9 protein-coding genes and 1 pseudogene are annotated in these 15,139 nt (G+C 38.5%); 5 read left to right on the plus strand and 5 right to left on the minus strand.

The annotated features are described in order from the left end of the window. The first annotated feature begins 30 nt into the window (after positions 1 to 30). From J5A56_RS13920 to J5A56_RS05730, 3 genes and pseudogenes are all read left to right on the plus strand, one after another. Positions 31 to 2,543 (plus strand): annotated as a pseudogene (locus J5A56_RS13920) (DUF3160 domain-containing protein). After that, complete coding sequence (locus J5A56_RS05725; protein ID WP_021671608.1) at positions 2,509 to 3,489, plus strand: CapA family protein; 981 nt, start codon at positions 2,509 to 2,511, stop codon at positions 3,487 to 3,489. Before J5A56_RS13920 ends, J5A56_RS05725 begins: the two are co-directional and overlap by 35 nt. Positions 3,490 to 3,642: 153 nt before the next feature. Continuing rightward, positions 3,643 to 4,455, plus strand: a complete 813-nt coding sequence (locus tag J5A56_RS05730; RefSeq protein ID WP_021671609.1) for a hypothetical protein — start codon at positions 3,643 to 3,645, stop codon at positions 4,453 to 4,455. A 1,757-nt stretch (positions 4,456 to 6,212) separates the two neighbouring features. On the opposite strand, the gene J5A56_RS05735 is transcribed toward J5A56_RS05730, so the two are convergent. Together J5A56_RS05735 and J5A56_RS05740 are read right to left on the minus strand one after the other, a co-directional pair. Beyond that, positions 6,213 to 6,413, minus strand: coding sequence for a hypothetical protein (locus J5A56_RS05735; protein ID WP_021671612.1), 201 nt, complete (start codon positions 6,411 to 6,413; stop codon positions 6,213 to 6,215). 80 nt (positions 6,414 to 6,493) lie between these two features. After that, positions 6,494 to 7,183 (minus strand): HAD family hydrolase, encoded by a 690-nt coding sequence (locus J5A56_RS05740; RefSeq protein WP_021671613.1) that lies wholly within the window; start codon positions 7,181 to 7,183, stop codon positions 6,494 to 6,496. A gap of 497 nt (positions 7,184 to 7,680) precedes the next feature. On the opposite strand from J5A56_RS05740, the gene nrdD reads away from it, so the two are divergent. Further along, on the plus strand, positions 7,681 to 9,840 hold the full coding sequence (nrdD, locus tag J5A56_RS05745; protein WP_021671614.1) for an anaerobic ribonucleoside-triphosphate reductase: 2,160 nt from the start codon (positions 7,681 to 7,683) through the stop codon (positions 9,838 to 9,840). 681 nt (positions 9,841 to 10,521) lie between these two features. Here nrdD and J5A56_RS05750 read toward each other — a convergent pair. The 3 genes from J5A56_RS05750 to J5A56_RS13445 all read right to left on the minus strand — a co-directional run bounded on the left by J5A56_RS05750 (position 10,522) and on the right by J5A56_RS13445 (position 13,577). Beyond that, positions 10,522 to 12,402, minus strand: coding sequence for an IS1634 family transposase (locus J5A56_RS05750; protein WP_211815446.1), 1,881 nt, complete (start codon positions 12,400 to 12,402; stop codon positions 10,522 to 10,524). Between the two features lie 350 nt (positions 12,403 to 12,752). Further along, positions 12,753 to 13,355 carry an OmpH family outer membrane protein gene (locus J5A56_RS05755; protein ID WP_021670645.1) on the minus strand — a complete coding sequence of 201 codons (603 nt, stop codon included), beginning with the start codon at positions 13,353 to 13,355 and terminating at the stop codon, positions 12,753 to 12,755. Between the two features lie 27 nt (positions 13,356 to 13,382). After that, positions 13,383 to 13,577 carry a hypothetical protein gene (locus J5A56_RS13445; protein WP_036918585.1) on the minus strand — a complete coding sequence of 65 codons (195 nt, stop codon included), beginning with the start codon at positions 13,575 to 13,577 and terminating at the stop codon, positions 13,383 to 13,385. Positions 13,578 to 13,654: 77 nt separating this feature from the next. On the opposite strand from J5A56_RS13445, the gene J5A56_RS05760 reads away from it, so the two are divergent. Then, complete coding sequence (locus J5A56_RS05760) at positions 13,655 to 15,106, plus strand: aminoacyl-histidine dipeptidase (RefSeq protein ID WP_021670647.1); 1,452 nt, start codon at positions 13,655 to 13,657, stop codon at positions 15,104 to 15,106. The last annotated feature ends 33 nt before the right edge of the window (positions 15,107 to 15,139 follow it).

Raw genomic sequence — 15,139 nt, forward strand, 5'->3', positions numbered from 1 at the left:
GAAAAAGTATAACTATTAAAACCAAACAAAATGAAGTACAATTCCTATTACAATCTATTGCGAGAAGGCATATTTAGAACTGTAGCTATTGTCTTACTATGCTTATTCTTCTCACTTCCCACATGGGCACAAAGCAAAAAGACGGATAATAGCACAAGTGATGCATATATTGAACGTACGCAAGAAAAGAAAACACCTCTCATTCTTCCTGGTGCAGGAAAAATCAATGTGGAGAAACTGAAAGGTAAGATTGACACACGGATGGATATTTCCAAATTCAATCTTGCTGAACTGCGTGCACTGCGAAACGCTTTTGCTGCACAGCAAGGATATGCTTTCAAGGATGCCACATTGCGTGCTATGTATAATACGACAACGTGGTATAACAATGCTCTTTGGGATAAATACGAATCGGAAGAGACGAAAGGTAAAAGCTACCCAATACGTTATACAAAAGAACAACTTGCTTTTGCTGAACGTATCCGTACAAGAGAAAATGAGTTACGAAAGCTAAATTTCAAGCCAAAAGACAGCAAGGATGTGGTAAATATGAACAATCTTATCAATCCTTTCCAGCTGAACGAATTTGATCCAAAGCTATATAATATGTTAGGGCGGACTGGTTTTGCGATTGTTCCAGCAGAACATAATCAGCTTTTCCACGTATATGAGAAGAATGATTACAATGATTTCCCAAGCTTTGTAACCACCGACCTCTACCTACAACTATTCCATCTCTATTTTGATTGCGTACTGCGTGATGTGGAGGAAAAGCATTTAGACTCCCTAATGATTGTCTTCTCTTCCAAAATGGAAGCAGAGATGAAACTACTTACAAGTAGTAAGGATGTAGAAGTGAAGGCTGCAGCAGAATTTGGTCAAGCATGGTTTGCTGTGGCATCGTGGCTATTCAGTCATGATAAAGCACCTAAATCAATGACTGCATTGAATGTCCCAGAAGCATATAAGAAAATGGTGATGGAAGAAATCACCAAATCTTTCGAAGCTGAGAATGCATACTCTGAGATGCTTGAGTATTCTTTTCCAGCAGAGAGGTTCGCCTATTCGCTCTTCCGTCCACGTGGTCATTACACCCGTTCTAAGGTTTGTAGTCGTTACTTCCGTGGCATGATGTGGTTGCAAACAGCCCATTTCGGCACGAATAAACCTGCAAAATGAAGCAGATTGCTCTCATTACAAATGTTTTCAACCAGCAACCAATGTTGAAGATTATATATAATAAGGTGAGCAAACCAATCACTTACCTCATGGGAACACCTGACAACGTGACCCTCTTACAGGTTGCAGACCTTATTAAAGAGATGGGCTTACCTATAGAGAAGCTATTATCTTCAAATAAAGACATGGGTAAACTGACAGCAAACATTGAAGAAATAGCAAAGAAACAGACACGTATTGAGCTGAAGAAAACACATGGAACCAAATATGCCGTAGACATTATGCCTCAACGTTATCAGCCTGATGCAGAGGCATTGATAGCAACTACTGATCAAGATAGCCCTATCTCTCTCCGCCCATGTCCAAAGGGACTCGACTGGATGGCTGTGATGGGATTGCCCGGTGCCGAACGTATTCTCATGGATGAACTGAAAGAAGCACAGAAGTGGAAGGATTTTCCAAAGGCGTTAATCAATGCTCGCAAGAAAGTTGCTAATACTCCGTGGGAGGCTTGTATGGCAAATCAGTGGATGTATTCGCTCCAGACATTGAGTGATACTGCACAACAATTACCTTATTTCATGCAGACTCCACAGTGGCAGAAGAAGAATTTGAACACTGCACTTGCTTCTTGGGTTGAATTAAAGCACGATGCTATCCTCTATGCTAAGCAGCCTATGTTGGCAGAATGTGGCGATGGTGGCCCAGAACCACCTGTAGTGAAAGGTTATGTTGAGCCTAACGTAAAGTTCTGGGAGAAAGCTATTGCTCTTGTAACAAGAATGAATAAAGTCCTCGCAACTTACAATTTACAGACAGAAAAGGCAAAGGCTGTATATGAACGCATAAAGGAAATGGCTGAATTCTGCCGTAATATCAGTAAGAAAGAGTTGAATGGTGAGAAGATTACCGATGAGGAATACAACCAGATTGAAATCATTGGTTCAACCGTAGAGAACATCTCTTTGGAACTTGTCAGCGAAGACAACCAAATGTTGCAGGGCTGGTCAGACGTTGTTAGCACCGACAAGAAGGTTGCAGTTGTTGCTGATGTCTTCACTGCTACAGGTGAAAACGTGGCTATGAAAGACATGTGTGTACTTTACGAAGGTGTTGGTCCTGCTTACGAAATATACGTAGTTGTTGAGATAGACGGCTCCCTTTATCTCACTCGTGGCTCTGTTTTCTCTTACCGTGAGTTCACTCGATTGACTTCAGACCCACGCATGACGGACGAAGAATGGCAAGAGGAATTAAAGAAGTCACCAACAGGTGGAACGCCATCATGGATAAATGAAATTATAGCTCCTATAAAGGGAATGAGTGCTGATGATGAAGAGACATTCTATAGTTCTGGTTGTTAAAGTTATTATATGCTTATTAACTCCTATCCTGCTATCTTTCAGTTGGATAGGAGCTAATGACATTGATAACAAGAAGACTACTTTTAAAGAAACAAACGACACCTTACACATTGTTATCACAGGCGATTTGCTATTGGATAGAGGGGTAAGAGAGAAGATTAATATGGTGGGAGTTGATGCCCTATTCTCACCAGCTATCGACTCATTATTCCACTCTTCTGATTATGTAATAGCCAACTTAGAATGCCCAGTGACCAAAATTAGGGAACGTGTGTTCAAACGTTTCATCTTTAGAGGGGAACCAGAGTGGTTGCCTGCATTACGTCGACATGGGATAACTCACCTCAACTTAGCTAACAACCATAGTATTGACCAAGGCAGAAGTGGGCTTTTAGACACACAAGAGCAAATTATAAAGGCAGGAATGATACCTATTGGAGCTGGTAAAAATATGGAGGAAGCGGCTAAACCTATCCTCATCTCCACAACTCCACGACATGTCTGGGTAATTTCATCACTACGTTTACCATTAGAGAACTTCCCCTATCTACCTCAAAAGCCATGTGTTAGTCAAGAGAGTATAGATAGTCTTATCTTACGTGTTGCACATTTGAGGACAACTGATAAGAATAGTTACATCCTACTTATATTACATTGGGGATGGGAACATCATTTTAAAGCCACACCACAACAGCGTGAAAATGCGCATAAACTAATTGATGCAGGGGCTGATGCAATTGTTGGACACCATAGTCATACACTCCAAACGATTGAGACATATAGGGGGAAACCTATTTACTACGGTATTGGAAACTTTATATTCGACCAACGAAAACCGATGAATTCTCGGGCATGTATAGTAGAGTTTTCCATCACTACAGACAACTGTAAAGTTAAGGCTTTACCTATAGAAATCAAGAACTGCGTACCCTACCTTAGTGAATAGCATTTTTAAATTGTGCTTATTTCTCACTTTTGGATAACTTTTCAGCGAAAAAGTTTGGAAGTTTACGTTTAAGTATATACTTTTGCAGCAGGTCTGAAGGTATAGCCTTACACAAAGTTATACCAAAAAGAAAAATGAAAAAGTAAACACAATATGAAACGACAAGGACAAACACTATCGTTAAAAAATCTAACAAAAAGTAATGTGTGGGACATTCAGGAAAACGATGTCTTCCGCCTTTGGGCACAAGCAGAACGTGACGCTGATTTAAGGGATAATGAGCGTCACTACATTGATGTAATCAAAAGTGCCTTTATCATAGAAGAAGTAAAAGTTGATAAGCCTGAGGTTATTAAGAAATACGAAGAACGTGGCTGTCAAGTTGGTCAAGTTAGACTTGATGAAGGTATCACGGTAAAGTGGGCTTTGAAGAAAAAATCTATACAGCGTGTTACTGATTTAACATGGGAAAACATCCATCACATTTCTGCTCAGAAGCTGATTGAGGTTTTGGAACGTAACTTTGGAGGTGGCTGGGAAAGTCTTCCACAAAGTGTACAGGACATTATCTTGAGTGCTTTTGATATAAGCACAACTACCCTACCAACAGCTCGTCTGAAAAAAGCTGGTGGTCTTTATGATAAAAAGGTTGCTGACGGCTTTGAAGTTCTTGAGATTTCTAAGGGTTCATGGACAGAAGCAATTTTCGCTAAAGAAAAACCTACCTCAACAGTTACCAGCACTAAACTTTCATCATTTGATGAGATGGAAGACGACAGTCTCTTGAAGAATTTGGATGATGAAGATGACATAATGCCAGAAGAAGAGAGGAATACTGACGATGAGGATGACGAGGACTTCGACGAGGATAAGCTCACAGAAGAAAGCTATCGTACCACATTCGATACCAATCCAGAAGAATTAGAGATGCAAGCCGATGAGGTTGGAGAAGATGTAGACTTCTAATAAAGCATCGTGACAAATCAATATAATTAAAATATCGCAAAAAGAAAAGACCCAATCAACATCAAGTGATTGGGTCTTTTCTATTTCTATAAAATTAATCTTGCTCTTTTTTCTTTCCAAAATCGCTTATAAAACCATTAAAAGCTATGGAAGCGAATTGTTTGTTTTAGTGCTTTTTAGCCTTCTGTGCCAAAGCTTGACGACGTGCATTTTGAATCTCGAGGAAACGAACATCAACACTACTGTCAAACTCCTGATTTTTAATAATTAATCTTTCCATAAATGTATAGTTATCTTAAATACTTAATCGGCTACAAAGATACGTTTTCCAAGTAACTATAACAAATTTATATGTCTTTTTTGAACTCATTTTAGCCACTTTTTGACCATAATCAATAGCATTGACTTATATCAAATACTCCCTCATATTACAGAAAACACAACGTAAAAGGTTGGCTATACCAAATAACTTTCATACCTTTGCATTGAAATCACAAAGAAAAATAAGTAATAACCGCAGAGCCAAAGGGGTTCCGCACAAAAGAAGAAAGGATAACATTATGTTAACATTCGGTATTGTTACTATCATTGCAGCCGTAATTGCAGAAGCATTGATTGTATCAAAGAAGATTAATCTTGATTAGTAATTATCAAGTAGACAAAAGACCAGAAATTAAATCGAACACTGTTGAGAACGATTAACAGTTGACAGATAAAAAGAAAAAGCCGGTATATCAAATGATGTATCGGCTTCTATTTTGTAACTAACTTAGACTAATGTTTGACAACTATCATACTAAACATGGCAATAAAATGATTCTTCTGTTAAATGTGTAGACGACTTGTTGTGTAGAGAAGAGTTGAAAAAACTTTTCCTTTCTAATATTAGAAAAGATGATATGGGTTTGAAAAAACATTACATAACTTGCAGGTAAATTCCTTTTAAAACAGTCCAAAACAAGCATAAAAAGTAGGTTTGTAACTAAAACAATATCAAACGGTTACAAGAGTCTCTTGCAAAAGATGCTTAATTGGGCCTCAAAAGGGCGTTAGTAAGACTTCAAAAGGGCATCTTTTGCAAGTCGATTGGGCATCTTTTAGGAGCCAAATGACCATATATAGATTTTAAGATAGGCGAAAATAATTTACACATCTAAACATACAAAGTGGCAAATTATTCTTTAGAAAGCAAGAAACATTATTATGAATAATATGGCACTATCTGCATGTTTAATTCAGTCATTTAATTGTTTATCCTTCCTTTATGACTATCTGAAAAACATACTCATACTATATCAATATATAAGCGTATATAAGTTTTGTCTATGCACTTCATAAAAACAGATAGAATGGTTCTCTGTTGCGTAGCATCGGAATGGTCCGAGCCAAAGTTTCCACTGCCACAGACTTGCTTCGTTTAAACATCTTCAGATGCGAAGAGTTCTTCCTCTACCAACCTGCCATCGCCAAACTGGGCTTGAAAAGCCTACAGAAATAACCGTGTCCATACATATCAAATCGTCTAAATCAATAATCCAATAAGCAGAAAAACGAACACTATCAAAAGCCATAGTCCTCTTCTTTGGGAGAGATTTAGAAAGAAACATTTTATACAGAACAGCTTCCGCTCGAATTATGTATTAATAATTGTTACCTTAAAAAGCTCACACCAATAAATTAGACTTACTATGAAGAAGAGCAAGAAGTCTTTAAGATTGCATTCTTTTATTATATTATTTGGGAGAAAAAAATACGTCTTACTCCCATATCCTTGCAGCAAGTTTAACAAATTCAACCTTGCCATCTATATAATCAGCAAAATACTCTGTGGCAGGTACACCGTCAGGAAGGTTGCATGAACCACATCCGCCACATGCAGGTGATTTACAATGGAAACGTTCTTGTATAAATTCAATGCGCTCCTCTCGGTCTGAAAATTCAATTTGTGGTGCTAACATATACTCAATCTTTAGTTCAAATATGCTTCATCCCTGATGAAAACATCATAAAAGATTCTGAAGGGAAAAGCAAAAGCAATTTACAAAACGTACTTTAACTGTCTGAAAAATTCCAATTTTAACAAGTGAGGGTGTTCGTACTCCTCTACAATTTCATGCTGCCATATAGTATGAAATGGGACGTATGCAGCCCATCCACCCAATTTCAAAACTGGCTCAATATCCGAACGAAAAGAATTACCCACCATCAAGAGCTGTCCTACATCAATAGAAAATTGCTCACATAACTGGTGATATGACTTTTCTGTTTTATCTGAAACGACTATGATATCATCAAAATAGGAACTTAAGCCAGAACGATGAAACTTATTCTCTTGATCAAGCAATTCTCCCTTTGTAAAGACAACTAAATGATATTTTCCTGAATCACGTAAGACTCTCAATGTTTCTTCAACACCATCCATAGGCTTTCCTGGCAACTTAAGAAGTTCTTTTCCCAACTCTATAATCTTCTTAACCTCGTCAGCTTTAAGTTTTCCATCACTTACGTTTATTGCATTTTCCAAGAGGGATAGTAAGAAAGCCTTACTACCATAACCCAAGAGCGGCATATTTGCTGTTTCAACTGCAAACAGCGCTTTTGACACGTCCTCTGCAGGAGCATAACCGCTTAGTAACTTACAATATCCTTTTTCAACTGCTTCAAAATAGGTTTGACATTCCCATAAAGTATCATCAGCATCAAAGGCTATTAACGATATATCTTTCATAAACTTATTCTTTTTGCTTGCAAAATTACATTATTTATATGTGTGAAACAAATAACACTCATAAAATAATCTGCTTATTTAATCAGCTACGTCAAATACAAAAGTATTCTTCTTGAAATATCACGGAAGATATAAGGAGAAAATATTTCATTATAGAAAGCAAAATACTTCCTTTTTTAGATTTAATGAAATATCAAACAAAAAAATAAATCAGCAAGCAAAATAAACAGCAATCCCTTACTCCATCAACATTACACGCCAAAAGATGCAGAAAAATAGTAATTTATCCAATATTATTTAGTTCAAAATTTCTTTGTTTTATGAATAGTTTTATATAAATTTGCAGCACAAAGTTTGCCGAAAGGGAAAACTTTTACAATAACAAATTGAAAAAAGTTATCCAAAACTGGCAACTTTTGAGTCAAAGAAGAATATTAAAAATCATTCTCCAAGAATAGCAACAAGAGATTTTCAAACACCTAAAAAATAAAACAACAATGGAAATGAAGAACTTTACAATCACAAAGCGTGATGGTTCAAAGGATCGATTCTCCCTCGACAAAATTATGAATGCCATCCTCAAGGCATTCGAAAGTGTCAATGAGCCTACTGATTTAGGTACTTTATCAAAAATCATCGCTAACCTGGATATCAAAAACGACATCAAGGTAGAAGATATCCAAAATCAAGTAGAACTTGCACTCATGAAAGAAGGCTATTACCATGTAGCAAAGAGTTTCATTGTCTATCGTCAGCAACACACTGAAGACCGTGAGACACTTGAAAAGATGAAGTTCCTCTCAGACTATTGCGTAGCCTCCAATGCAGCGACTGGTTCAAAATTTGATGCCAACGCTAATGTAGAACATAAAAACATTGCAACACTTATTGGTGAACTTCCTAAACAAGGCTTCATTCGTCTCAACCGTAGATTACTTGTTGATCGTATCAAGAAGATGTATGGTAAGGATTTAGCCGATGAATATATTGACCTCCTCAACCACCATTTTATATATAAGAATGATGAGACAAATCTCGCAAACTATTGTGCATCTATAACAATGTACCCATGGTTGATTGGTGGTACAACTTCTATTGGAGGCAACTCTACTGCACCAACTAATCTGAAAAGTTTCTGTGGTGGCTTTATTAATATGGTGTTCATGGTTTCATCTATGCTTGCTGGTGCTTGTGCAACACCAGAATTCCTTATGTACATGAACTACTTTATTCAAAAAGAATATGGTAAAGACTATTGGAAACGTGCTGATGAGGTAGTTGATCTCAGCCTTAGAAAGCGTACGATAGACAAGGTTCTTACTGATTACTTTGAACAGATTGTCTATTCATTGAACCAGCCAACAGGTGCCCGCAATTATCAAGCTGTTTTCTGGAACATATCATACTACGACCGTCCATACTTCGAGTCGCTCTTTGGAGACTTCTACTTCCCAGATGGTTCACAACCTGACTGGGAGAGTCTTTCATGGTTGCAGAAATGCTTTATGACTTGGTTCAACCAAGAGCGTCTAAAAACAGTACTCACTTTCCCTGTTGAGACAATGGCTTTATTAGCTGAGAATGGTGAATGCAAGGATAAGGAATGGGGTGATTTTGCTGCTAAAATGTATTCTGAGGGACATAGTTTCTTCACTTATATGAGCGATAATGCTGACTCACTCAGTTCATGTTGTCGTCTGCGCAATGAAATCCAAGACAATGGTTTCTCCTATACTCTCGGTGCTGGTGGTGTATCAACTGGTTCTAAGAGCGTACTGACCATTAACCTCAACCGTTGTATTCAGTATGCTGTTAACAATAACCTTGATTATAAGGAGTACCTGACCCATATTATCAAATTATGCCATAAGGTTCAGTTAGCATACAATGAGAATCTTAAAGAATTACTGCGCAACCACATGTTACCACTCTTTGATGCAGGATATATTAATATTGACCGACAATATCTTACAATAGGAATCAATGGTCTTGTTGAAGCTGCAGAGTTCATGGGACTTGATATCACTCCAAATGAAGATTACAAGAAGTTTGTACAGACTGTACTTGGCTTGATTGAAACACAGAACAAGGCTTTCCGTACCAAGGAAGCAATGTTCAACTGTGAGATGATCCCTGCAGAAAATGTAGGAGTAAAGCATGCAAAATGGGATTCTGAAGATGGTTATTTCGTTCCACGTAACTGTTATAACAGCTACTTCTATCGTGTAGAAGATAATTCATTGACTATTCTTGACAAGTTTAAATTGCACGGAGCACCTTATATAGAACATCTTACAGGTGGTTCTGCACTTCACATGAATCTTGAAGAGCATCTTTCTGAACCACAGTATCGCCAACTATTACGTGTTGCAGCACAGGAGGGTTGTAATTACTTTACATTCAACATTCCTAATACTATCTGTAATGACTGTGGGCATATTGATAAACGCTATATGCACGAATGTCCACATTGTCATTCTAAAAATGTTGATTACCTCACCCGCATCATTGGCTACATGAAGAGAGTAAGTAATTTCTCTGCCCCACGCCAGGAGGAAGCACATCGCCGTTTCTATGCAGGAGAAGACAAATATACTGTTAATACAATCAACGAGAAAACATGCAAAGAGGCAATTGCTGAAACAGAACAAGCATAACAAATATTGTCTCAAAATATTTTCTCAAACTAATTAGAAAGACTTTCCCCAAGTCTATTCTTATTAGTATTATTTGGGACGCACAAAAATATTGTGCGTCTCAAAACGTTGGTTCTATAACGAATCGTGTGGGTAAATTGTTCTTTCCTTGCCAGCAATCCTATGTTTAATGGCTTTATGGCTGAACAGAAAAAGACGGATTAATCTACAAATATAAAGGAGTTTGAGCTAAACAAGCTTCTACACACCTCCTGTCTATTCTTAGTATTATAACGTTTTGCTCACAATTCGTCCCCTGTCATCCATATATCATAGTGAATTTAACCCTCCGCACATGTGGTGTTAACCCTCCGCACCATATGTGTTAAGCACCTGCACCACATGTGCAGAGTATCAGCACCACAGCAAATGATGGTAAACATTCACAAACATAGTATGAATTGAGACCTTAAAAACATCTTATTTCGTTGGCTAAAGAGTAAAACACTAAAACTAAACTGAACAAATAGCTTCTTTCTATGGATATAACAGATATTATTCTAATCGGGTCAAACAACTTACACAATCGTTATAGAACCACTAAATTTCCTGTCATTCCTATCATTTGTATTAGCCACTTAACCCAAGTTTAACCCCCACTTTCGCCTATTTCTTGCAGTGACCGTACTTTCCTCGTTTTTCTTATGGGTTCTGTGTCCTACAAATTTTATTCTTTTTGTATGGTGAGTGTTTTAAGTTCAACTTATCGTATATCTGTTTTGCTTGCTTCGAAGGACTACTACATTGGCGCATCTCGATGTTCTCTCCTAATGGATTCTTCCCTTTTGTTGTGACGAGCTTCTGGGTGCTCATACGTCGTACAATCTCGGTCCAGTAACAGGATTCTCCTTCTCGTTTTAATTGACAACGGATGGTGTTTACCACCCAATAGGCTAATAAACCGAAGAAGAGGTGTGCGTCGCTTCTCTCATCTTTCTGATGATAGATAGGACGGAGGTTGAGATCATTCTTTAGTTGCCTGTTCGTGCATTCTATCTCACGAATGAGATTGTAGTATTCCCATGTCACACGCTCATCAAGTGTCCTGACATTGCTGCGGAGGAAGTATACTCCGTGACCAGATTCCATTGCGGAGAGGTCTTTTATCTCCCAGTCTATGCGCAGCATCTGCTTGGGTTTCTTCTCATCTTTTATGTAGCTTATCTGATAGAACTTCGCTATAGATGGGTACTTCTGTATGGCACGTCCTGTACGTTCAACAACCTTTTCATAGGTTTTCGTTCCACCTTTCTTGGAGATTCCATCGTTTATTCTCTGCAGTTCCATCTCAAAACGCTCTCTCCAGACCCTGTTCATGGACGACTCTGTCATAGCTTTCGAAGGAGATGTTATTTCGAGATAATAATCCTTGTTATCCTCTGTCTTAACCTCTTTCAGCGTTATCTTCTGCCGACGGGCATCCATTACCGTAACACTCCTGTTATCATCACTGAGCGTATAGTCCTTCATTTTCGTACGAGATACGCAGAGATAATTGTAACCTTTTCTTTTAATCAGCTCCAAGTTCTCTTCCGTGGCAACACCTGCATCCATGACAACGAGCGTATCCTTTGTCCGTGATGGATTCCTCTTTGCCAGCGTGTCAATCATATCGGGCAGAGACTTGGGGTCTGCTGTATTACCCTCCAAGATAGAAGAATAACGTATAAAACCTTCTTTATTGATACATAGTGCAAGTACAAGTAGCTTACAGTCAGAGCGTTTTTCTTTTGACCGACCGAACTTGGCCTTGTCGCTGTTACGCTTACTGCCCTCGAAATAGAAGTTGGTTAAGTCGAAGAGCATCAACTTGTTGTCTATATTAAAAAGGTCGTCAGTAACGTTGCACAGATGACGCTCTAACTGTTCCTTTAGTTCATATAATTTGTCAGTGACTTTATATAGAGAATTGATTCCTGGTGTCCAGCCAGGAACTCCACTATAAAGTTCACCAGCAGCAGAGTTATCGCGCAAATAATAATAAGACGAACGTTCAGAAACTGCATATACTGTGCGAACAATCAATGCTGACAAAGCCGTGTGTATCGTATTCTCTGTCCAGCCGTTTCTGCGCAGGAAACCCTCTAATTGCAGTTTGTCTATCGTCTGCTTGCAGAGCCACTCAGCACCGACATTCCTTGCGTCAGTATATTTTGCCGTCTCAAGGTCAACGTAGTTCTCATATTTTCTCAGCGACTTCTGCTCTTCCTTGTTAAACCTATCGATTCCACCTTCTTGCTCCATACGGCTCCACCATTCGTCAGCCTTTGCCTGTTCAATAGGAGTAAGTCCGTCAAGATGTTCCTTGAAAAGCGAGGGTGTACTTCTGTTTTTGAAGCGTTCGGTAAGTGCGTATGCAATTTTTCGAACCTGTACGGCAGTAAGTGAAGGTTCAAAACCGATGTTCAACAGAATTAGCGAATGTACATGACCCTGCACGTCACGATATGACTCCTTAATGCGATAATAAGGAGCCATGTCGCCTGTTGCAGGGTTGAATCGTGTCTGTACATTTGCGTGCATGAGTGCAAAGTAACAAAATAATTTTGATATGACGGTGTCCTACAATTCGGATTTTACTCCTCGTTACAATACCCTATGCTTGATTATCAATCATTTATAAAATTGATACTACACAAAACATCCCGAATATTTATGAAAAATATTTTTGCCAGTTAAACTTGGGTTAACTTCTTATATTACAGCAATATACATAAAATATTAAAAGTGACAGCAAACTAAACTAAAACTTTTCTTGTATTATCGGTGATAATATCTCTCTTATTTTGAATGCTTACCTTAAATAATAAAACCAGCCGTAAACTACGACTGGTTTAACATGTCTATTTGATAAGTAACTGTAAACTCACAAATTACTTCTTCATACCTTTGTAAGCTTGGTTCATTCCCTTTACAACATCATCTGTGATATTATAAGCTGGATCTGCATAAAGGATATTGTCACCACTCTTAGCAAGAATGATGCTATACTTCTTATCCTTATTATATTCTTTCAAGTAGTTATGAACACTATCAGAAAGAGCTTTGTTATACTTAGCGACCTCGTTCTGATACTCTGCACCAAGACGCTGCTGAAGCGCATCGGCATCCTGCGCCTGCTTCTGAATGCTTGCTTGAATCTGCTGTGCCTGCGCCTGTGTGTATTTATTTGCCTGAATATTCTGCTGGAAGTTAGCAGCTGCTGCCTGAATAGCCTTCTGCTTGCCCGCAAGTGTACGTTGAATGTTAGCTTCCTTAACCTTTATAAGCTTGGTTACATCCTTCCAATAAGTATACTGACTCATAATAGAATCAATCTCTACATAAGCAACCTTCTGATTACTTGCAGCTGGAGTAGCTGTGGAAGTTTCAGTCTTGTTAGTTGTTGTGTCATTTTTTGCTGGCTGATTGTTACATGCAACAAAAGCAAATGCTGCCATTGCAAGCACAGTCATTTTGCTAAATGATTTCTTCATTTCTATTGTATTTAATTAATTATTTCTTTAATATGCTTTATTTGCTACTCGGGCTTCCTTGTCCTGGTCTATAACACAATGGATATCTTTCTCTTTAAGATAAGCATTATCCGAAATATGTTGCGACTGGAATTCTCCACCTTTCTTAAATATCACACGCACTCCAAGGAGTAACATGGCAATAGCAATTATTAACAATGTTAACAATAAAGTTATAAACATTTTCTTTATCTTTGCATTTATATTGACCGCAAAGGTAATATAAAACGACAAGATTACAAAAAAAAATATTATTAAAAATGGCAAATGTAGAATTAAAACCTGCTTGTGTCTTTGAGCAGTTCGCTAAAATCAACCAAATACCACGCCCATCTAAGCATGAAGAGCAGATGATTAGTTATTTACAGGAGTTTGCTAAAGAGCGCAACCTTGATGTAAAGGTTGATAAGGTTGGCAATGTCCTAATTTCTAAACCTGCCACGAAGGGCATGGAGAATGTGCCAACGGTTGTTCTTCAGAGTCACATGGACATGGTATGTGACAAACTGGTTGATATAGATTTTGACTTTAATAAGGATGCTATTCAAACCTATGTTGATGGTGAGTGGCTTCATGCAAAGGGTACAACGCTCGGTGCTGATGATGGTATTGGTATGGCGTATGAGTTGGCAATTCTTGATTCTAACGATATTGAGCACGGACCAATCGAATGCCTCTTTACACGTGACGAAGAGACTGGTTTGACAGGTGCTTTCGGTCTTGAAGCTGGTTTCATGACAGGAAACTATCTTATCAACCTCGATTCAGAAGATGAAGGACAAATCTTTGTAAGCTGTGCGGGTGGTAATAGCACTACGGCAGTTTTCAACTTCGAGCGTGAGAATGCACCTGAAGATTATTTCTTCATGGAGGCAAGTCTGAAGGGTCTTGTGGGTGGTCACTCAGGTGACGACATCAATAAGAAACGTGCTAATGCAATAAAACTGCTTGCACGCTTCCTTTATGCTGAGCAGTCTAAGATGGACCTTCGTTTGAGCTACTGGAATTCGGGTAAATTGCACAATGCTATTCCACGTGATGGCAAGGTGCTCTTCGCTGTTCCATCTGCTAATAAAGAAACTGTTAAGGTAGACTGGAATATTTTCAGTGCAGAAGTTGAGGATGAGTTCCATGTTACTGACACAGCAATGGTATGGAATCTTGAGAGCGCAAATGCAGCACCTGTTATGCCAAAGCAGATTTCTCATAATATTATTCTTGCTTTACAAGCACTCGACAATGGACCGCTGACCAATTGTCAGGATGAAGCATTGGCATACATGGTTGAGACATCAAGCAATGTTGCAAGCATACAGACAGAGGGAAACAAGCTAACTGTTGTTTCTTCACAGCGTTCTAACGTAATGAGCAACTTGGTAAATATGACCAATACTGTTCGTGCATGCTTTGAATTAGCTGGTGCAGAGATTGTTGTTGACGACAGCTATCCAGCTTGGAAGATGAATCCAAAATCAGAATTAGTCCATGTTGCAGTTGAGCAATACAAGAACATTTTCGGTAAGGAACCACTTGTACTTGGCATCCATGCAGGTCTTGAGTGTGGACTCTTCTCAGAGAAGTATCCACAGCTGGATATGATTAGCTTCGGTCCAACACTCCGCTATGTTCACACACCTGACGAGTGTCTTCTCATTCCAACAGTTCAAATGGTATGGGATCATCTGCTCGCTATTCTTAAGAACATCAAATAAACAAACATCCATAACATAATTATGTGCCATCTT

The organism is Prevotella melaninogenica (genome assembly GCF_018128065.1).
Taxonomy (GTDB): Bacteria; Bacteroidota; Bacteroidia; order Bacteroidales; family Bacteroidaceae; genus Prevotella.